The following is a 19834-nucleotide window of genomic DNA, read 5'->3' as shown; positions in this document are numbered from 1 at the left end:
AACTTGCCGTGTGGGCCGCACGGCATATTTCGGCTGCGTCCTGCCAGGATATAGCTGCAGGTCAAGACCCCGTCGGAAGCAGCGCCTCCCGGACGAAGGTGGCCAGCGTGCTGTCTGTGCTGGTCCGCACCTCGCCGCTGGTGACGATGCGGCCGTTGTCGGTGCTCGTGCCGAGGGGGCGGGGTAGCGGCGTTTCGCCCGGCGGTAGCGGTCGATGGAACCAGAGCGAGCAGTTCACCGCAGGCGCCGTATCGTCGCCGCCGAACTCCGTGCAGCACGCGTAGGCAATCAGGGCGGCGGCCGCGCCGTCCATCCGGACGCCCGTGTCCATCGAGATCACCGCCTCGGCGACCTCGCCACCGCGCTGGCGGGCGGTAATCGTCACCGTGGCGGTGTGCGAGGTCTCGTGCCTGCGCTGGGTCACGTGATGCACCGGGTGCCCGGACCTGGCCGGGCCGGTGCGGATCACATGGATCGATCGCACGGACTTTCCGGAGCACGCGGTGTGCGCCGCCAGCACCATCTGGCCGAGCAGTTGACCCAGGTGTGGTTCGCTCCCGGGGGAGAACTCACCCTCGTACACGGCGAGGGTGCTGCCGCGCCGGGCGGGCTCGCCGGGCGAGGTGGAGAGTGCTCGAACCGCGAGGTGCCGTGCGGTGGGTGCCTGCCGTTCGGCACGGGAGGAATGCAGACGATTCGCCGCCATGGGTTGCCGTCGTTTCCGGAGCCTCGGGCTCCCTGTCGGGTGAAGTCGGAGCCCTCGTCGACGTCGCGCTTCGCGCCGATCGTGGACGAGTCGCGTAAGTTCGCTCGGCTCCGATCTCTGTAGTGAAGCCTACAGTAAGCCATTCGGGAAACAGTGCGGGAAACAATGTCGAACATGCTTACTGGGTGACAAACTGTTGTGACTACAGTTACAGTGATGCCGCAGGCGCGCTCGCTGTGTTCTTCCGCACGGGCACCACGAGCCTGCGAGAGCGGGCATTCGCCTCCCACTACGGCCGACCGGCCAGGCATCGGCGGCCTCGTACCCGAAAACCGAAGGAGTGTCTCGACCGTGACCCTCGCACGCAGAATTCTGATCTCGGCGATTGCCGTCGCCGGGATCGTGCTCCTCGCCTTCGCCGCGCTGGCGCCTACCGTGCTCCGCGACTTCGCTGTGCGCATGCCGACCGATATCGACAAGCAGAACTCGCTGGCAGGCACCGGTGATCTGCTGGACCGGACCAGTATCTACGACAGCGGGCCGATCCGGATCGATACCGCGCTGCCGCTGCGGATCACGGCCGGTACCGTGTCGGAGCCGGGGCCGTCCGGGGATGAGATCGTCATCCGGAACAAGTCACTCGGCACCAAGCCGGGCCCGGACGGTTCCGCGGTCGAGTTCTCGAGCGGAACCGAATCGGTGACGGTCGACCGCGCCGACCGGGTGGTTGTCAGCACCCCGGAGCCGATGCTCCAGTCACCGGCGACGGCGCAGGCGAAACCCGCGCCGACGCGGGTGGGGACCTATTTCACCTTTCCCGCGAACACTCCGCGCGCGGACGTGCCGTACTTCGACACAGCCACCCAAACGCCGGTGACCGCCCGATATGTGCCGGACGAGCGGACCATCGACGGCCTGGAGACCGTGCACTTCCACTTCGAGGTCATCGGACACGACATGGCCGAGTCGCCCGCGGTCGGCCAGCCCACCCGGCTCACCCTGCCTGCCTCCAAGTGGGGCCTGGCGGACGACGACGAGCCGGTGACGCTGAAGCTGTACTACACGATGGTGCAGGACATCTGGGTCGAGCCGGTCACCGGTTCCGTTCTGGACACCGTGCTCCGGCCGCGGTCCTACTTCGCCGGTTCGCCCGACGATCCGCAGGCGGTGGTCGTCTACACCGGCGAACTGCGCTTCACACCGGAAACGGTCGCCTCGCTGGCGCAGACCGCCGGAGACGGCCGCGACATGATCCGGCTGATCTTCGTCCAATTGCCGATTGCCGCAGGCATATCGGGAGTACTGCTGATCGCGCTCGCCGTGCTGCTGGCCGTCCGCGGCCGACGCCGTGCGGCCGGTCCGGCGAGCCGGGCGGAGGTCCCGGTGGGTCCGGTCCTCGGCGATGGGCGGGACGGACGGGCCGAACCGGTGGTGTCGGGAGCCTGACCCATGGTGGCCTCCGTGTGGGATCGGATACTCGACCGCGCCGCCCGGGCCGGTTCGGCCACCGTGGTGATCGGCGACAGCGGTGAGCGGGTGGACGCCGCCGCGGTCGTCGCGCGCGCCGAAGCGCTGGCCTCCGGCCTGCACGGCCACGGCATCGGGCCGGGGACCGTGGTGATGTGGCAGGTGCCGGTCGGCGTCGATGCCGTGCTCGTGATGCTCGCGCTCGCGCGGCTGGGTGCCACGCAGGTCCCGCTCGCGGAGGACGCCGGCGGGCGGGAAGCGCGTGCCCTCGCCCGCACGACCGGGGCCGAGCTGGTGCTGACGGCCGCGGCCGACACCGGCCCCGGCCGGACCCTATGGATCGAGACGATGCACGCCGCGCCGCGGGTACTTCGGCTGGAAGACGAGATCACCGCTGACCGGGCAGCGGCGTGCCCGCCCGGCCCCGTCGCGGCGGGGCGCTGGATCTTTCCCGGCACGGGGACCGCGGGGGCTCGGTACGGAGTCCGGCACACGGATGCGACTCTGCTCGCGGCCGCCAACGGGCTCGCTCGATGTGGGCTACGCCCGGCACCGGGCGGCGTCCTCGCCTCGACGCACTCGCCGGGCACCGTGGCGGGGGTGGTCTACCAGCTGTCGGCGATCGTGGCCGGAGTGCCACTGCTGCCGATCCGGGAAGCGAACCCCGCCCACGTGGTCGGGGTCCTCAGGCACTTCGGCGTGACGATCGCGGCCGTATCCCCTGAGCTGCGCGCGGAGCTGGTGCGTATGCAGCGAGCGCTGCCGCGGACGAGCGTTCTGCTGCCCGAGCTCCGGATGCTCCGATGCTGGGGCGAGCCGCACTCGCCGCGTCTGCATCGGGCGGCCGAGGAGGAACTCGGGACGGTCGTCGCCCGCGACTACGGGACGCCCGAGTTTCCTCTCGTCACCGTCTCGGTACCGGCTGATTCCTCCGGCACCCCCTCGGCGCACGGGGCCGATCGGCCGATTCCGGGCCTGCGGGTACGAATCGCCACCGGTGACCACGAGGTGCGCGCCGGCGTCCCGGGTGAGATCCAGGTTTTCGGACGTGACCTGTCCGGTGGCCACGCCGATCCGGCGCACCGTGAGCGCGTGTTCACCGCCGACGGCTGGTTCCGCACCGGGGATCGTGGGCGGCTCGACGTGTCCGGGGCGCTGACGGTGCTGGGGAAGCAGGGCGGGCGGCTCGGATCGCTGCGGGCGAGAGCGGTCTCCCGGCCCTCCACCTAGCCGGTCGGGGTGCCGGGTTCCCGGCCTCGAGCGGAGCCTGCGCTCGTACCGAAACACTCTTTCCCTCAGCGCGAGCGTCACGCGGGCCGATCGCGCTCCTGGTCGGCGACGAGGCCGGAGAGGAACGCGAGACGCCGCGAAAGGAAATCCCGGGCGATCGGCGTCCGGCTCTCGAGGGAATCGAAGCTGTGGTAGCCGCCGGGCACGACGTGCAGCTCGCACGGCACTCCCGCAGCCCGCAGCCGTTGCGCGTAGTCCGCGTTCTCGTCGTGGAACAGATCGCGGGTCCCGACTCCGATCCATGCCGGTGGAAGCTCGGACAGATCCTCGGCGCGGGCAGGTGCCGCCAGCGCCGGGATCTCGGAGCCGGCGTGCCGGAGGTAGGAGCGCCAGCCGAACCTGTTGCTCGCCGGGCTCCACATCCGGAGCCTTCGGGCATCGAAGTCGGTACGAGCGGTGGTCCGGTCGTCGAGCATGGGGTAGGACAGCACCTGGAGGGCGGGAACGATCTCGCCGCGGTCGCGCGCCATCAGGGTCAGGGCGGCGGCCAAGCCGCCACCCGCGCTCTCACCGGCGATCGCGATACGGGCCGGATCCACCCCGGGTTGCCCGGCGAGCCACCGCAGTCCGGCGTAGCAATCCTGCAGGGGCACCGGATAGGGATGTTCCGGCGCGAGGCGGTACTCCACCGACGCCGTGAGGAAGCCGAGTTCACCGGCGACAAGACGGCAGAAGCGGTCACCGAGCGCGGCCGAGCCCATGACGAGACCGCCACCGTGCAGATAGAGCATCGCAGGCGCGGGTTCCGCGGCCGGTGCCGGGCGGAAGACCCGCACCGAAATATCCGCGTCGACCTGCTCGATCGTGGCTTCTGCGGAGACGAGCCGCCCGGCGAGCCGGGTGAGTGCCCGCGACAGCGGGACGGTCCGGGGGCCGATGACCGTCCGCGGGACGAATCGGGCGGCGCGCAGATCGGGATGGAACGTGTCGGCGGGCATGTTCTGCTTGCTCCTCGGTGTCGGTTCGCGGGGTCGCGCTGAAGGTGCGGCTGGACGGTCAGTCCGCCGTGGGCGGCTCGCCCATGCCGGGGAACCCGACGTGGGCGAAGTTCGCAGTCGCGATGACGGCCACCACACCGTCGGGCTCGGAGCGAACCTCCACCTCGACCACGGTGGAGCGTGCGCCCGAGTGCACGATCCTGGCCTGTGCCCTGGCCACACCGCTGGTGATCGCGCGCAGATAGCGGATGTTCAGGTCGGAGGTGACCACGCCGGTGCCCGGTGGGCGGCTCTCGATCGCGGCGGAGCCTGCGGCGATGTCGATCAGAGTGGCTGTCAGCCCGCCCTGGAGGCCACCGGAGATGTTCACGACGTGCGGTGCCACCGGCAGCTCCCAGACGGTGGCACCGTCGATGCTGTCGCGGCGGAATCCGATCCGGTTCATCAGATCGCCGATCGCTTCGAGAGATGTCATGGTGTTGTCCTCGTTGTGGTAGCGGTGGTGCCCCGATCGGCCAGCAGGGCGCGCAGGGCGGGGAGATCGACCTTGCCGGTGCCGCCGCGCGGTACCGCCTCGTCGGTGTCGAGCAGCAGCCAGACGGCGGGCACCTTGAAGGCGCTGAGCAGACCGCGCGCGGCGGTACGCAGGGATTCGGCTGTGGTACCCGCTGCGCACACCACGGCCGCGGCGATCCGCGGGCCGGTGTCGCCGGGCAGATCGGTGACGTGGACGCCCCCGACCTCGGGGAGCAGGCGCAACGCCCGCTCCACCTCGCTGGGGTAGACGGTGGCGCCGCTGACCTTCACCATGTCGTCGGTACGGCCGTGATGGAAGAGGAATCCGTCGTCGTCGAGCCGGCCGAGATCGCCGGTGCGGTAGAAGCCGTCGGCGGTGAACAGCTCCTCGCGAGTTCGCCCGCACATGTCGCGCAGGACGTGCGCGCCACGGATCAGGATCTCGCCGATCTCGCCGGCGGGCAGGGATTCTCCCTCCGGGTCCGCGATCCGGATCTCCGTTCCGGCGAAGGGACGTCCGCAGCTACCCCACGCCGATTCCGGCATGTCCGTATCGGCGGGGTAACCGCAGTAGGGGCCGAAGGATTCGGTCATGCCGAAGAGATCGGCCCGCGCACCGGGCCGGGCCCGCAGCCGCGGCGGCAGCAGCGCCGCCAGACTGCCCGGCCGCAACGACGACAGGTCGGCCCCGCAGGCCGCAGCTTCGCGCGCCAGCGTCTCGGCCTGATCGGGCCAGCCTCGGAACAGGGTGACCCGCTCACGTTCCAGCAGGCGCAGGGTGTGCTGCGGCCGCGGGATCTCCTCGGTCACCAGTGTCGCGCCCGCCAGGAGCGCGGACAGGATTCCACCGCCGAGCCCGCCGACCCAGAAGAACGGCATCGGCAGGTAGAGGCGGGTGTCCGCGGTGATGCAGCGGTCGGCCAGTCCGGCCCGCACGGCACCGAGCGCACTGCCGTGCGTGTGCACAACACCCTTGGGGGCGCCTCGGCTACCGGAGGTGAACAGAATGGTCAGCGGATCTGCCGGGGTGACGGCGCCGGCCAGCGCGGTGGCCACCGCGACGTCGTCAGCGTCCGCAGGCAGTTCCGCCGCCTCGGTGATCGTCAGCACGGTGCGCAGCGACGGCACGGCCGGATGCCGGAGCGGCACCTCGAGATTCGCACCGAGCGCCGTTCGCAGATCGTCGAGATAGCGGTGCCCGCGGAACTCCTCGGCGGCGATCAGCACCTGCACCGCGGCGACTCGGAGCTGGGTCAGCAACTCCGGCGGAGTGAGCAGCGTGGAGAGCGGCACCAGCACCGCGCCCATGCGGGTCAGGGCCAGTGCGGTGCGCACCCACTCGGTGTTGTTGGCTGCCAGCAGCCCCACCCGGGTGCCCGCGCCGATTCCGGCGGCGAGCAGCCCGGCGGTGAGCTCCCTGCTGTCGGCGTCGAGCTCGGCGTAGGTCCGGCGTTCGAGCGGGTCGATGACCGCGAGCCGATCCGGGTGCGCGGTGGCCGCGGCGGTGAGCAACGCCTCGACGGTGTCCGGCACGTCAGCGGGCATGGTCACCGCCCGCGGATCTGACCTCGGTGAAGTGCAGGCGCACCGCGGTCAGATCCGGCTTGCCGGAGGGGGTGCGCGGGATCTCCGCGACCACCGCGATCTCGGCGGGCACCTCGTATCCGGCGAGCCGATCGCGCAGGAACTCGGTGAGTTCGTCGGCGTCGGCGTGCGTGCCGGAGCGCAGCTCGACCATTGCCACCGGGGTTTCGCCGAGGCGGGGGTCGGGGCGGGCGACCACGGCGGCGCCGCGGACGGCGGGGTGCGTTTCCAGTGCGCCGCGTACATCGTCGGGGAGTACTTTGAAGCCGCCGCGGATGATGGCTTGGTCGGCGCGGCCGAGGATCCAGAGGAAGCCGTCGTCGTCGAGCCGGGCGAGGTCGGTGGTGCGGATCCAGTCCGCGTCCGGGCCGAGCTGTCCTGGTGCGACTTCGAGCAGCCCCGGCTCGCCCGGCGGCAGCGCGGCGCCGTCGTCGGCGACCACCCGCAGTTTCGCGCCGCCTTGGGCGCGGCCGACGCTGCCGCGCTTGGTGGCCCAGAATTGGCGGTGGTCGGCGAGGCTCCAGCCCGCTACTCCGCCGCCGAATTCGGTGGCGGCGTAGGAGGTGAGTACCGGGATGCCGAACCGCTCGTGGAAGGCGTCGGCGTCGGCGGCGGCGAGCGGGGCGGTGCCGGAGGTGACGACCGCGATGCTGGCGAGGTCGTCACGGGTCAGTTCGGAGTGCAGGACCATGCGTAGTGCGGCGGGTACCAGTGAGACCGCGCGCGGCCGGTGGGTGCGTACCGCGCGGGCCCATGATTCCAGTTCGAAGCGGGGCAGTAGTACGAACGGGCGTGCTTCGGCGATGCATTGCAGCACGCGGTAGACGCCGCCGATGTGTACCAGGGGGGCGTTAACGATCGCGACCCCGGCGCGCGGTTCGATCGGGGCGGTCGCCGCGCGGAAGTCCGGGCCGATGACGCTGTGGGCGAGCATGTCGTAGCCGAGGTCGATCCGCTTCGGCGGGCCGGTGGTCCCGCTGGTGAGCATCCGGACGGCCACCTCGCAGCCGAGCGGTTCGGCACCGGGGACGGGCAGCGGACCGGTGAACAGTCCGGCCAGCGAGACCCCGGGTGTCCCATCCGGTACGAGCGAGGCCAGGTCCCCGGGTAGCCCGAGTACCAGCGGCAGGTCCAGCTCGGCGAGGTCGGCCCTGGTGCGCTCCTCCCCGCGGGACGGGTTGACCGCGACGACGGTGCCGCCCGCCAGCAGAACCCCGAGAAAGGCCGTCACGTGGACCGGCGCGTTGCGCAGCAGGATGCCGACCTGAGCCTGCCCATCCACAGCGTGTGCCCTGGTGAGCGCGGCGATCCGGCTCGCGGGGCCTGCCAGCTCGCCCCAGGTGTGCCAGTGCCCGTCGAACTCGACGGCGGGCGCGTCGGGGCGCAGGGTGAGCACCTCGGCCAGCCGACGAACGAGAGGATGGGTGGCGGTGGTGGTCATCAGCGGATCCTCGGTCGGGTGCGGGCGGGCCGGGCGTGCGCGGCGGGTGATTCGGCGGCGATCGTCATGGCCTGCGGAGAGATGGCGTGCAGGTGCTGCGCCAGTGCCCGCGTGGCCGATCCGCACGCCACCGTCGGTGCGGTGGCCGGCCGGGTCCGGCGAGTTGCGCCTCCCCGCCCCGTTCCGCCCGGATGCTCCCCTCGTCGTCCCCATCGGTCACCGTCACTGCTCACCTTCCGGCCGGTCGCTACTGATATATATACAGTAGACAATACCGTTGGGTGCCCGCCAAGGTGATGTTTGCACCAGTGAGAAATGAGGTCCTGTGCCGATCCGTTTCTGTGAGCGGTCACACGATCGGACGGCCGAGGATTCGGCGACCGGGGGCCGCCCGGTCTGGTGCACGGCGGATTCCTCGGGGTCTTCGACTGCGTCGTCCAGCATCACAGTTTCGCCGTGGGGATCACCGGGAAGAATCGCTCACTCGCCGTGAGCTACCGGCGGCCGACTCCGAGCGGGGAGTCGAATCGAAGGCTCTGCTGCGCGGAGGTCGCGACCGTGGCGCCGCACCGGATCGGATCGTCGGAACCCGCGACGGCGAGCGCCGGGTGCCCGCCTGACCGCCGTCGCCTGCCGCGGATGGAAAGATCAGGTACGAGGTCGACGAGTAGGCGTTCCGCCTGCGGGACGGACACTTCCACGTTCCGGAGCCGGGACAGTGTGCCGGGATCAGGAAGCGGCTGCGACGCGGTGGGTGGCGGGAGTTCTGGCGGTGGCCGTCCGGGTGACCCCTGTCTTGGCGGGGGTCCTTCTCGCCCTGGTCTGCGCGGCAGGGGTAGCGGTGATCACACGCCCGGCGTGATCGAGGATGCACTCCAGCCCGTACTCGAAGTTGCGGTCGTCGGGCGCGCCGCTGCGCAGGCCCTTGGCCATCGCTTCGGCGAGTAACGGCGTGGTGTCGGGTGCGATGGCGAGGTCGTCGTAGTAGGCGGTGGCCTCGCTGTCGAGTTCCTTGTTCTTGTCATTGAGCCGCTGCAGCACGACGGATCCCCGTACGTGCAGATTGATCGTGGAATACAGGTCGAACGCATCGTCGACCGAGAACCCCGCCTTCACCAGTGAGGCGATGGCACGCTCGATTCCCTGGGCGCCGAGCCGCGCGGCATCCCGGCTCAGCGCCGAGCGGATCAGAATGAGATCGCACAGAATCGGATTGCCGAGAAACGTCGCGCGCATTGTCCGCGCGTGGTTGCGCAGGGTCTCGCGCCAGTCGTCGGCCTCGACGAAGGCCGCGGCGAAGGCGTACTGGCTCAGCGCCCGGTCGGTCATCGCGTTGAGCAGGTCGTCCTTCTTGCGGAAGTACCAGTAGATGCTGGTGACGCCGACATCGAGGTGCCTGCTGATCAGCGGCATGCTCAAGCCGTCGATGGAGACCTCTTCGGCGAGCTCGAACGCCCCCCGGATGATGTCCTCGGGATTGAGGGAGCCGCGCTCGCGGCGCTGCCGCTTCACGGTCGTTACGCGCTTCGCCATCTCTCAGCTCACTTCCTGTGCGGTGCCGAAGGTTTTCGGTGGAACGGGTACCGAAACGCTAAGAGCAGATGGCCGAAATCCACACAGTAGACGATACCACGGTGTTTACCGTCGTCCATTCGATACACTTCTGGCCGATTCGGTGAATGCCGTGGCCCCCTTCGGAATTGTCGTCTGTATCACAGTGTCCGGCTGGTGGAGCCGGGGCCGGTTCACGAGCCGGGGCAGGATCCAGGAACCACCACGGTCCGGTGTGCTTGCCTAGGCCGGTCAGCGCGCCCGGCGCGACGTCGGCGACGGAAGCTTCGGCGGTCCCGAGGAGCCGATGCAGCGCGGGATCCCCTCCGGAGCTCTGAGGTCGAGCGTCACCGACTCCTTGCCACGGTTGGCCCGGACGAAGTGTGCGGCCGGTCCGTGCACCACGTTGTCGTACTGCCGAAGTCACCGCCACGCGGATTCTCGACCTCGATCACGCGAGCGCCAAGGGTGCGCGTGCACATCGGGGCCGAGACCGCCTGTTCCACGACCCCGATGCCGACGCGGTGACCAGTGCCGAGAACGGATCGCGGCCGCTCACGCGCGCGCTTCGAAGGTCACCGGAAGCGCGGTGGGCGAGCGGAACGGCTGGCCGAAGATGTGCGGGTCGGTCTCGGTCTGCAGTTCGATGTCGGTGACCCTGTCCAGCAGGCATTCCAGTGCGACCCGGGTCTCCATCCGGGCGAGGTGCAGGCCGAGGCAGGTGTGTGGACCAGCGGTGAAGCTGAGGTGGGGGATACGCTTGCGCGAGATGTCGAACTCCTCGGAACGTTCCCACCGGTTCTCGTCCCGATTGGCCGAGCCGAGGCAGATGTCGAGGGTGGCGCCGGCCGGGATCGCCACGCCTTCCAGTTCGGTATCCGCGGTGACGGTGCGCTGGACGAGGGTCAGCGGGGTCTCGTAGCGCAGCCCCTCCTCGATGGCGGGGCCGATGAGCCTGCGATCGCGCTGTACCGCATCGAACTGTCCGGGGTGGGTCAGCAGCAGGTGGAGCAGGTTGCCCGACGAGCGGTAGGTGGTCTCCAGCCCCGCGGGCAGCAACAGCCGAAGGAAGGAGTAGATCGCTTCGTCGCTGAGCTTCTCGCCCTCGATCTCCGCGGTGACCAGATCGCCGATGATGTCCGGGGTCGGGGCGGAGCGCCGTGCGTCGATGTGGCGCTGGAAGTACTCCTGCAGCGCCGCGGATGCATCGAAAGCGCGCTGATGGTCGCCGGCGTAGCTGATGATCTGCACCGCCGTCTTGCGGAAGAACGGCAGATCGTCCTCGGGCAGGCCGAGCAGCCGGGCGATCACCCGCGTCGGGAACTCGAAGGTGAACTCGCGCACCAGATCCGCGGTGCCGCGCGCGGCGAACTCGTCGATCAGGGCGTCGCAGATCGGGCGCACGATGTCGGGCTCCCAGACCTGCAGCGACTGCGATTTGAAGGCGGCCGTGACCAGGTTGCGGTGGGCGCGGTGCTTGCTCCCGTGCATGGCCAGGATCGTCGGCCCCATGAACACGCCGATCGTCTGGTCGTAGAAGTCGGAGCTGAAGGTGGTGTTGTCGCGCAGCGCGGCGTTGGCGGCCGCGTAGGACAGCGCCGACCAGGAATCCCTCGGCCGGAATTGCTCCGGTGTTCGCGAGTAGTCCATGACGGTGCCGTGGTGGACCCCGGTCCGGTGCCGGTGGGCGGCGAAGTAGGGATAGGGGTCACGGAGGTCCATGGCCGAATCGGCGGTGGCCGAGTCGTCTCGCACAGAGCTGTTCACAGTTCACCTTTCGGGTGGTCGTCGGCGCGCGGCGCGATCACAGGGAGATCGGGGCGTCGGCCGTCATCGGCGTCGCGAAGTCGCCGGAGATCGGAGTTCCGGTCGGTCCGAGGTGGACGGCACCGCCGATGGCGGATCGCACCAGCGGTGTGTGGCAGTTGGGACGTCGGTGTCCCGCCGATCGCCGATATCGCCCCCGCGACCACGACTCGCTGCTGTCCCGGTCCCATGGATGATCACCGCCCGACGAGGCTCGAAGCTATTACAGAAAGCTTGACAGTAAGCACAACTATAAATCACGCTGACAGTCGAGACAACGAGCGCGGAGCGCCGTGCGCCGTGGCGCGGCCCGCTGCTCGGGAAGGGGAGTCGCGTCATGAGCGCGCCGGCAACATCCCTCGCCCGAGCACGCCCGCACACCGCAGTGGTGGAGCTGCGCTCCCAGCCCCTTCTTCGCCGCATCGATCCCGCGCGGCTGACCTCGGTGACAATCGCCGGGGAGCCGGAACCGACCGCCAGCCCCGAGTAAGGAACACACGCCCCATGACATATACGCAGAGCTGGAAGGAAACGCTCGAGGATCTCGAGTGCCGCCGGGAGAAGGTGGCGGCGATGGGCGGACCCGAGCGGGTGGCCAAGCATCACGCCAAGGGCAAGATGGACGCCAGGGCGCGGATCGAGTACCTGCTCGATCCGGGCACGTTCCAGGAACTGGGCACCCTGGTGGGCGGCGAGATCGCCGCGGACGCCATCGTCACCGGATCGGGCCTGATCTCGGGGGTGCCGGTGATGGTCGGCGCGGAGGATTTCACCACGCTGGCAGGCACCATCGCGCCGGGCAGCAATGCGAAGCGCTACCGGGTGGCCGAGCTCGCCGAGCGCGGCAAGGTGCCGCTGATCATGTTGCTGGAAGGCGCGGGTTTCCGGCCGACCGGCGATCACTACGGCCGCACCCCGACCGACCTGCTCGCCCAGGCGCGGTGCTCGGGCAAGGTGCCCATGGTCACCGCGGTACTCGGCGCCTCGGCCGGGCACGGTGCGCTGGTCGCGCCGGTCGCGGACTTCGCGATCATGAGCGGGCACGGCGCGATCTTCACCGCCGGACCTCCGGTGGTCAGGGCCTCGACCGGCGAGGTGATCACCAAGGAGGATCTCGGTGGTCCGCGCGTGGCGGTGCCGAGCGGGCTGATCCACAACGTCACCGAGACCGACGAGGAGGCGCTCGACGAGATCCGCCGCTACCTCGGGTACTTCCCGTCCAGCTCGTGGAGCTATCCACCCGCCCTGCTCTCCGATGACTCCACCGAGCCGCGACCGACACCGGAACTGCTCGACATCATCTCGCGGGACAACCGGCTCAGCTACGACGTGCGGTCGGTTCTCGACGTGGTGTTCGATTCCCCGGATTGGTTCGAGGTCCAGCCCGGATACGGCACCGCGATCGTCTGCGCGCTGGCTCACCTCGGCGGTCATCCGGTGGCGGTGGTGGCGAATCAGCCCGATGTGCTGTCCGGATCCATCGACACCGCCGCCGCGGAGAAGGCCGCGCACTTCATCTCGGTGGCCGATTCGTTCCATCTGCCCCTGGTCTTCCTCGCCGACAATCCGGGAATGCTGCCCGGCGGTGAGTCCGAGCGGTCGGGCGTGCTGCGTGCCGGGGCGCGGATGTTCGTCGCCCAGACCACCGCGACGACCATCAAGCTGCACGTCACCCTGCGCAAGGCGTACGGCTTCGGGTCGATGGTCATGTCGCTCATCGGTTTCGACAATCAGACGGCGGCGTTCGCCTATCCGGGCGCGACCATGGGCGCGATGAGCGCAGAAGCGCTCGGGCTCGCCTCGGGCGCGGCCGACGATGTCGCCGAGAAGCTGAGGGAGCTGGAGCTGCAGGCGTCCTACCACTCCGCCGAGCACATGGGCTTCGACGAACTCATCCGCCCCGAGGAGACCAGGACCGCGCTGCTGGCCGCGCTGCGTCGCGGCATCTTCGCCCGGCAGGAAGCGGCGGTTCCGGTCGCGCGGACGGCCATCGTGCCCTGATCCGTTCGCACCGGGCCCGGCGTCACCTCTTCGCAGGTGGCGCCGTGTTTCCGTGCAGTGGTCGGCAGCAGCGGCAAGATCGACGGTTCGAGCTCGATCGGCGTTGCCGGCCACCCTTGTGCGATTCAATACCGATAGGTATACAGTAGACATATCTGTTCGGATTGCGGCAGCCTGCTCGGCAGCAGCAACGAAAGGACCGCTGATGTCCGCGTTCCCCTCGTCGGCGATCGGCGCCGACGACCCTGACGAGACGCCGGGCGCGATCGCCCGCCATCTCCCGCGCGATCGCCCGCGCCTCGACTCCGTCACTTTTCGGGGCGGCCGCACGGCCGAGTTCCCCGATGCTTCCGTCCACGCTTCTGCGTCCTGACCGTCCGGAGAGCGGCTTTGACCGAATGGACCATTGGGCAGGTGCTCGACGCCGTGGCGTCGGCCGTGCCCGATCGATTGATGACCATCTGCGGTGACCGCAGAAGTACTTTCGCCGAATCCGCTCTGCGGACCCGGCGCCTGGCCAACTTCCTGGCCGACCGCGGACTCGGCGCGCAGACCCCACGCGGCGAACTGGAGCGCTGGGAGTGCGGCCAGGACCGGGTGGCGCTGCTGATGTGCAACGACCTCTACCTCGATGTGATGATCGGGTGCCTCAAGGCGAGGACGGTGCCGGTCAACATCAACCCGTTCTATACCGCTCGCGAGGTCGCCGACCTGCTCGGCTACCTGCAGCCGTCGGCCGTGGTGTATCACCGGTCCTTCGGGCCGGTCCTGGCCGAGGCGCTGCCGGATCACGACGGGCTGCTGCTGATCGAGATCGATGACGGCTCCGATGCTTCCGGCCTGCCGGGGGCGGTGCCGTTCGAGGAGGCCATCGACCGCGGCGACCCGGACCGGATCATCGAAGGCTCGCCGGACGATGTGGCGATGCTGTGCACCGGCGGCACGACCGGCCGGCCGAAGGGCGTGCTGTGGCGCCAGTCCGATCTCTACGTCTCCTCGATGAACGGCGCGGACCACGAGTCGCTCGAGGTCCTGCACGACTTCGCGAAGATGACCGGGCAGGTGTGGTTCGCGTTGTCCCCGCTCTCGCACGCCGCGGGGATCCTCACGTCCTGCGCCGGGCTGCTCGCCGGGCAGACCATCATGCTCTACGACGATCGGGAACGGTTCGACGCCGGGCGCGCGCTGGAGAGCGCCGAGCGGGAGCGGGCCGCCCTGATGACCATGGTCGGCGATGCGTACGCCGCGCCGCTGGTCGCTGCGCTGCGCGAGCGCGACTACGACCTGTCGTCGCTGTTCGTCGTCGCCAGCGGCGGCGCGGCCATCAACCCGGTCTACAAACGCGAACTGCTGGAGTTGCTTCCGCACGTGATACTCGTCGAGGGCTACGGCTCCTCGGAGACCGGCGGGATGGGGTTCGGCCGCAGCACCAAGGGATCCCAGGTCGACACGTTCGCCCCGCTGCCGGGCGGCACCGCCATCTCGGCCGATCGCAGCCGTTTCCTGGAACCGGGCGAGGACGAGATCGGCTGGGCCGTGCGCGTCGGCCGGGTCCCGCTCGGCTACTTCGACGATCGCGACGCCACGCTGCGCACGTTCCCGGAGATCGACGGCCAACGGATGGCCCTGCCCGGCGACCGGGTGACGATCGATGCCGACGGCACCATCCGGCTGCTCGGACGGGACTCGCTGGTGATCAATACCGGCGGCGAGAAGGTCTTCGTGGAGGAGGTCGAGGAGGTGCTGCGTGCCTGCTCCGGCGTCACCGATGCGCTCGTTGTCGGCAGGCCGAGCCCGCGCTGGGGGACCGAGGTCGTGGCCCTGATCTGCACGGAGGACGGTGACATCGTGCCCGGCTCGCTGCGCGAGCGCTGCCGCGAGCAACTCGCCGGCTTCAAGGTCCCCAAAGACTTCCTGCCCGTCGCCGAGATCCGGCGGCTGGGCAACGGCAAACCCGACTACCGGTGGGCGACCGCGCGGGCCACTGCCGAACTCGCACCAGAAATCGGAGCCTGACACCGTGACCCGAGTGATCGACTGCCTGGTCAATGTGCACTTCGGCGAGACCGAGAAGCAGCCCGACTGGATGCTCGCGGTTCGCGACAACTACTTCAAGGGCCCGAAGTCCATGTTCGCACAGCCGGATATGGACGAGCTGATCGACGAGATGGACGAACAGGGCGTCGAGAAGGCCGTGCTGATGTACAGCATGGTCAAACCCTCGGTGACGGCCCTGAAGTTCACCGAGGCCAGGCCGGACAGGTTCGCGCTCGCCGTCAACGGCGTCGACCCGCTGCGCCCGGTCGCGTCGCTGCGGCAGCTGGTGGAGTTGACCCGTGACCTGCCGGTCGCCTACACCGCGATCGGCGCCAGTTTCTGGGGCGACGGCCGGTATCCGCCCAGCGACGCGGTCTACTACCCGCTCTACTACAAGTGCGCCGAACTCGGCCTGCCGCTGTGCATGAACACCGGAATCCCGGGGCCGCCGATACCCGGCGAGGTGCAGAACCCCATCTACCTCGACATGGTGTGTGTGCGCTTTCCCGAGTTGAAATTGTGCATGATCCACGGCGCCGACCCGTGGTGGGACGTGGCGATCCGGATGCTCATCAAGTACCCGAACCTGCGGCTGATGACCTCGGCATGGTCGCCGAAGCGTCTGCCGGACAGCTTGATCCACTACATGCGGACGCGGGGGAGCGGGAAAGTGATCTTCGGCTCCGACTGGCCGGTGCTGCCCCAGCGGCGGGTGGTGCCCGAGGCGCTCGCCCTCGACCTGCCCGCCGAGGTGCTCGACAACTTTCTCTACGCCAACGCGCAGGAATTCTTCTTCGCTGACCGCATCGCGGCCGCCTGAACAGCCCGGAGAACACGATGGATCGCTACGCACTGCGCAGGCAGGACTACAGCCTCTCCGAGGACCAGTCGGAGCTGCAGGCCGTCTACGCCAAATTCTTCAGGACCCGCTGCCCGATCGAGACGGTGCGTGCCGCCGAGGACAGCGGTTTCGACAGGAACCTCTGGGAGCAGCTGTGCGCCACCGGGGCTACCAGCATGGCGCTGCCCGAGTCGGCGGGCGGTGACGGCGCCGGACTGGTCGAGCTCGTCCTCGTTGCCGAGGAACTGGGCCGGGTGCTCGCCCCGGTGCCGTGGATCGAACACATCGTCGCCGCCCGGCTGCTCGGCAGGCTCGACGCCCTGTCCCCGCGCACCGCCGACGACATCGTGGCGGGCAGGCGAATCGTCGCGCTGGATCCCGATCCTGTCCAGCGGCCCGGTCCCCGGTTGGTTCCGGCGGGCGCGGTCGCCGACGACGTTCTGGTGCTCGACGGTGACGACGTGGTGCTGCTGAGCTCCGGCGTCCCACCCGAGCACGTGGCCAACATCGGCAGGCTGCCGATGGCGTGGGTCGACCCGCGCACGGCCGGGGAGGCGGCTGTGGTCGCCAGCGGTGCCGCCGCGGTGGCGGAGTTCCGTCGCGCACTCGACGAGTGGCGGGTGCTGACCGCTTCCGCGCTGGTCGGACTGCTCGACGAAACTCTGCTGATCGCCGCGGAGTTCGCCAAATCGCGGTACACCCTCGGCGTGCCGATCGGGACACTGCAGGCCATCTCGCACCCGCTCGCGAATATCGCGATCGCGGTGAACGGCGGGCGCAACCTGGCCAGGCGCGCGGCCTGGTTCCTCGAGAACGAGCCGGATACGCAAGCCGAACTGCCCGCTGCCGCTTTCGTTTTCATCACCGGTGAGGCGCCGGCCGCCGCGACCATGGCAGTTCAGGTTCAGGGTGGCCTCGGCGTCTCGGCGGAATCGGCGGCCTCCGCGTACCTTGTCCGCGCCAGAGGATGGTCGCTGGCGGCGGGCGATCCGGCCGTCGCGGCGCGCGAGATCGCGGTGCTGGCCGCCGCCCGCCCTGCCTCGGCCCCCGCACCGGTCGCGATCCCGGTCTAGAAGGAGACAGACATGGATTTTTCACTCGTGGCGCTGTCCGAGGACGACGCCCGGTTCCGGGACGAGGTGCTGGCGTTCCTGGACGAGCATGTGACCGACGAGGTGCGGCGCCGTGATCGCGAGACCGGCGACAACTTCGACGAGGGCGTGCACCTGGCCATGGGCGAGGCAGGCTGGCTGGCGGCCGAGCTCGGCGTGCCCGGCGCCCGTGAGCTGGACCGGGTGCGCCGACGGCTGTGGGATCTGGAACGCCGCCGCGCCGAGGTGCCGTGGGTGACCTGGGGCACGACCGGAGTCGTGTTTCCTTCGGTGCTACGGCACGGTTCCAAGGAGCTGCAGGACGAAGTGGTCCCCGGTGTGCTGGACGGCACTATCAGGCTGTGCCTCGGTTACACCGAGCCAGACGGCGGCTCCGATGTCGCTTCCTGCAAGACCCGCGCGGTGCGCGACGGTGACCACTGGATCATCAACGGCTCCAAAATGTTCACCACCGGGGCGCACAACTCCCGCTACGTCTTCTTGATCACCAATACCGATCCCGCGGCGCGCAAGCACAAGAGTCTCACGATGTTCCTGGTGCCCTTGGACACCCCGGGCATCGAGATCCAGGGGCTGCGCACGGTGGACGGTGACCGCACCAACATCGTCTACTACAGCGATGTGCGGGTGCACGACCGCTACCGGCTCGGCGAGGTGAACGACGGCTGGGCCGTGCTGCTCGGCCCGCTCAACGAGGAACACGGCGTGGTCGACGCCGCCGGTGACGGGCTGCAGGACGTCTCGATCATGACCCATCAGGGCGTGACGATGGCCACGACGGTGGATCGAGCCGTCGAATTCGCTGCGCGGCCGGAGGCGGATGGCAGCCGCCGAGTCGACGATGCGTCGGCCGCCTATCGCCTCGGGCGCAGTATCGCCAAGTCGGAAGCGGCGCTGAGTGCGCCGCACATGTTCGGCCGGGTCGCGATAGCGCAGACCATGCGCGACATCTCGCCGGATCTGATGGATGTGCTCGGCTCGGCGTCGGTGCTCTCGGCCGGGGCCGATGGGGCGGCGGACGAGGGCGCCGCGGGCTATCTGTACCGGTGGGCGCCGCTGTGCGGGATCTACGGCGGCACGCTGGAGGTGTTCCGCAATATGATCGCCCAGCACGTGCTCGGCCTGGGCAGGCCCGCCTACGCGCCGCCGAAGACGCCCGTGGCCGCGGGCTGATGCCGGAGAACGAGTTCGTCCGGACATCGGGGGCGGGCGGGCGGCACGCCGTGGCCGACCCGCTGGTGCGCACTCCGCACGAGTGCCGGGAGGCAGTCGCCGATGCCGGGCTGCTGCTCGAGCCGCTCGTGCGGCTGCGCGGCAGCGGCGCCAGGCAGGCCGCCGAAGCCTCGGTCGCGGTCCTCTTCACCGGCAGCCTCACCCCCGGCGGGGTGCTGCGCCCGCGGGCCTGCCGATGAGGGCGCGCACCGTCGAGGTCGACGGGATCTCGATGTCGGCGCTGTGCGCGGAGGTCGACGAGCCACGCGCGGTGCTGGTCGCCGTGCACGGCGGCGCGGCGAACTCCCGGTACTACGACTTGCCGGGTCACCCCAGAGCGTCGCTGCTGCGGGTTGGTGCCGCACTGGGATACACGGTGCTGGCCCTCGATCGCCCCGGCTACGGCGCATCGGCGCCGTTCGGCGCCGAATTCGTTGCACCCCGGCGGCGAGTGGACGCCACCTACCGGGCGATCGAGACCTTGCTCGAATCCCGCTCGCGCGGGGCGGGCGTATTTCTTGTCGGGCACTCGGCCGGGTGCGATCTCGCGGTCCGGATGGCCGCCGACGAGCGCGGTGCCGCGCTGCTCGGGCTCGAACTCGCCGGAACCGGGCTGCTGCGCCAGGAACTCGCGATCCAGCGGATCGCGGCTCTGGTGCGCGACGGCGACCGCGCGGGCATCCGCGACCTCCTGTGGCAGCCCGCGCGGGTCTACCCGCCGGACGTGTTCGGCGGTAGGGCGATCTCGGCTCCGGCGCCGCCGTACGAGGCCGATGTCGCGGTGGACTGGCCCGATGACTTCCGGGCGCTGGCGCCTGATATCCGGGTTCCGGTGCGCTTCACCTGCGCCGAGCACGAGTCGGTGTGGCGGTGTGACCCGGTCGCGCTCACGGAGGTGACCGAGATCTTCTGCCGGGTAGCGAGTTTCGAGATCAATCGGCAGGCCGACGGCGGGCACAATTTGAGCGCGGGGTACGGCGCTGCCGCCTATCACCTCGGTGTGCTCGCCTTCGCGGAGGAGTGCGTTGTCGCGGCCGAGGCCGCGCCGGAGCAGCGGGAGCGTGGCGCGTGAGATACGTGCTGGAGTACCCGAACGAACGGCCGATCGCCCCGGTCGACTTCCCGCGCCCTGAGCTGATTCGCGAGGCCGCGGTGCGCGCCGAGGCCGTCGGCTTCGACGCGGTCGCGCTGAGTGAGCGCCCGGCCCCTCGGCCGAGTGGCGGGGCCACCGCGACCCTCCTCGACCGCTTCGGCGAAACATTCCACGACGACTGGAGAACATCGTGAAGGTTCCGTTCACCTGGAAGGTCACCGGCTGGTTCATGATCGGCT

General features: G+C 69.8%; 18 protein-coding genes and 2 pseudogenes. 12 read left to right on the top strand and 8 right to left on the bottom strand.

Annotation, left to right across the window (positions count from 1 at the left end; translation table 11 throughout):
* Positions 1–61: 61 nt before the first annotated feature.
* A complete protein-coding gene (locus ACFUJ1_RS07920) occupies positions 62–706 on the bottom strand; it encodes an acyl-CoA thioesterase domain-containing protein (RefSeq protein WP_378643815.1) in 645 nt (214 codons plus the stop codon).
* A gap of 351 nt (positions 707–1057) precedes the next feature.
* Between ACFUJ1_RS07920 and ACFUJ1_RS07915 the strand changes: the two genes are divergently transcribed.
* Both ACFUJ1_RS07915 and ACFUJ1_RS07910 read left to right on the top strand, forming a co-directional pair.
* The gene (locus ACFUJ1_RS07915) at positions 1058–2152 is read left to right on the top strand and encodes a porin PorA family protein (RefSeq protein ID WP_378643813.1); all 1095 of its coding nucleotides are present in this window, start codon (positions 1058–1060) and stop codon (positions 2150–2152) included.
* Positions 2153–2155: 3 nt separating this feature from the next.
* Positions 2156–3403 carry an AMP-binding protein gene (locus ACFUJ1_RS07910; protein WP_378643812.1) on the top strand — a complete coding sequence of 416 codons (1248 nt, stop codon included), beginning with the start codon at positions 2156–2158 and terminating at the stop codon, positions 3401–3403.
* A gap of 77 nt (positions 3404–3480) precedes the next feature.
* Here ACFUJ1_RS07910 and ACFUJ1_RS07905 read toward each other — a convergent pair whose 3' ends face one another.
* The 4 genes from ACFUJ1_RS07905 to ACFUJ1_RS07890 form a co-directional block, all read right to left on the bottom strand.
* A complete protein-coding gene (locus tag ACFUJ1_RS07905) occupies positions 3481–4239 on the bottom strand; it encodes an alpha/beta hydrolase (RefSeq protein WP_378643810.1) in 759 nt (252 codons plus the stop codon).
* Positions 4240–4459: 220 nt separating this feature from the next.
* Positions 4460–4876: a PaaI family thioesterase gene (locus ACFUJ1_RS07900; RefSeq protein ID WP_378643809.1), complete on the bottom strand. Its 417-nt coding sequence runs from the start codon at positions 4874–4876 to the stop codon at positions 4460–4462.
* On the bottom strand, positions 4873–6450 hold the full coding sequence (locus tag ACFUJ1_RS07895; protein ID WP_378644313.1) for a class I adenylate-forming enzyme family protein: 1578 nt from the start codon (positions 6448–6450) through the stop codon (positions 4873–4875). Before ACFUJ1_RS07895 ends, ACFUJ1_RS07900 begins: the two co-directional genes overlap by 4 nt.
* Position 6451: 1 nt before the next feature.
* A complete protein-coding gene (locus ACFUJ1_RS07890; protein ID WP_378643807.1) occupies positions 6452–7942 on the bottom strand; it encodes a class I adenylate-forming enzyme family protein in 1491 nt (496 codons plus the stop codon).
* 384 nt (positions 7943–8326) lie between these two features.
* Between ACFUJ1_RS07890 and ACFUJ1_RS07885 the strand changes: the two are divergent.
* Positions 8327–8562, top strand: a pseudogene (locus ACFUJ1_RS07885) (hypothetical protein); the annotation flags it as partial.
* 109 nt (positions 8563–8671) lie between these two features.
* Here the strand turns inward: ACFUJ1_RS07885 and ACFUJ1_RS07880 are convergent.
* The 3 genes and pseudogenes from ACFUJ1_RS07880 to ACFUJ1_RS07870 all read right to left on the bottom strand — a co-directional run bounded on the left by ACFUJ1_RS07880 (position 8672) and on the right by ACFUJ1_RS07870 (position 11215).
* On the bottom strand, positions 8672–9475 hold the full coding sequence (locus ACFUJ1_RS07880; protein ID WP_378643806.1) for a TetR/AcrR family transcriptional regulator: 804 nt from the start codon (positions 9473–9475) through the stop codon (positions 8672–8674).
* Positions 9476–9734: 259 nt separating this feature from the next.
* Positions 9735–9975 (bottom strand): annotated as a pseudogene (locus ACFUJ1_RS07875) (CoA transferase); the annotation flags it as partial.
* A 73-nt stretch (positions 9976–10048) separates the two neighbouring features.
* Entirely contained in the window at positions 10049–11215 is a 1167-nt protein-coding gene (locus ACFUJ1_RS07870) for a cytochrome P450 (protein ID WP_378644311.1), read from the bottom strand.
* A gap of 588 nt (positions 11216–11803) precedes the next feature.
* On the opposite strand from ACFUJ1_RS07870, the gene ACFUJ1_RS07865 reads away from it, so the two are divergent.
* The 9 genes from ACFUJ1_RS07865 to ACFUJ1_RS07825 all read left to right on the top strand — a co-directional run bounded on the left by ACFUJ1_RS07865 (position 11804) and on the right by ACFUJ1_RS07825 (position 19789).
* On the top strand, positions 11804–13300 hold the full coding sequence (locus ACFUJ1_RS07865; RefSeq protein ID WP_378643804.1) for an acyl-CoA carboxylase subunit beta: 1497 nt from the start codon (positions 11804–11806) through the stop codon (positions 13298–13300).
* 205 nt (positions 13301–13505) lie between these two features.
* Complete coding sequence (locus tag ACFUJ1_RS07860; RefSeq protein WP_378643802.1) at positions 13506–13673, top strand: hypothetical protein; 168 nt, start codon at positions 13506–13508, stop codon at positions 13671–13673.
* 17 nt (positions 13674–13690) lie between these two features.
* Positions 13691–15316, top strand: coding sequence for an AMP-binding protein (locus tag ACFUJ1_RS07855; RefSeq protein WP_378643801.1), 1626 nt, complete (start codon positions 13691–13693; stop codon positions 15314–15316).
* Between the two features lie 4 nt (positions 15317–15320).
* Positions 15321–16157, top strand: a complete 837-nt coding sequence (locus ACFUJ1_RS07850; protein WP_378643799.1) for an amidohydrolase family protein — start codon at positions 15321–15323, stop codon at positions 16155–16157.
* 17 nt (positions 16158–16174) lie between these two features.
* Positions 16175–17251, top strand: coding sequence for an acyl-CoA dehydrogenase family protein (locus tag ACFUJ1_RS07845; protein ID WP_378643798.1), 1077 nt, complete (start codon positions 16175–16177; stop codon positions 17249–17251).
* Positions 17252–17263: 12 nt separating this feature from the next.
* Positions 17264–18463 (top strand): acyl-CoA dehydrogenase family protein, encoded by a 1200-nt coding sequence (locus ACFUJ1_RS07840; RefSeq protein WP_378643797.1) that lies wholly within the window; start codon positions 17264–17266, stop codon positions 18461–18463.
* Positions 18463–18702, top strand: coding sequence for a hypothetical protein (locus ACFUJ1_RS07835; RefSeq protein WP_378643796.1), 240 nt, complete (start codon positions 18463–18465; stop codon positions 18700–18702). Before ACFUJ1_RS07840 ends, ACFUJ1_RS07835 begins: the two co-directional genes overlap by 1 nt.
* Complete coding sequence (locus ACFUJ1_RS07830; RefSeq protein ID WP_378643794.1) at positions 18699–19574, top strand: alpha/beta hydrolase; 876 nt, start codon at positions 18699–18701, stop codon at positions 19572–19574. Before ACFUJ1_RS07835 ends, ACFUJ1_RS07830 begins: the two co-directional genes overlap by 4 nt.
* Positions 19571–19789: a hypothetical protein gene (locus tag ACFUJ1_RS07825; RefSeq protein ID WP_378643793.1), complete on the top strand. Its 219-nt coding sequence runs from the start codon at positions 19571–19573 to the stop codon at positions 19787–19789. Before ACFUJ1_RS07830 ends, ACFUJ1_RS07825 begins: the two co-directional genes overlap by 4 nt.
* Positions 19790–19834 lie beyond the last annotated feature (45 nt).

This window comes from Nocardia sp. NPDC057227 (assembly GCF_042669725.1).
Lineage (GTDB): Bacteria > Actinomycetota > Actinomycetes > Mycobacteriales > Mycobacteriaceae > Nocardia > Nocardia asteroides_A.
This window is presented reverse-complemented; position numbering and strand designations above follow the sequence as displayed.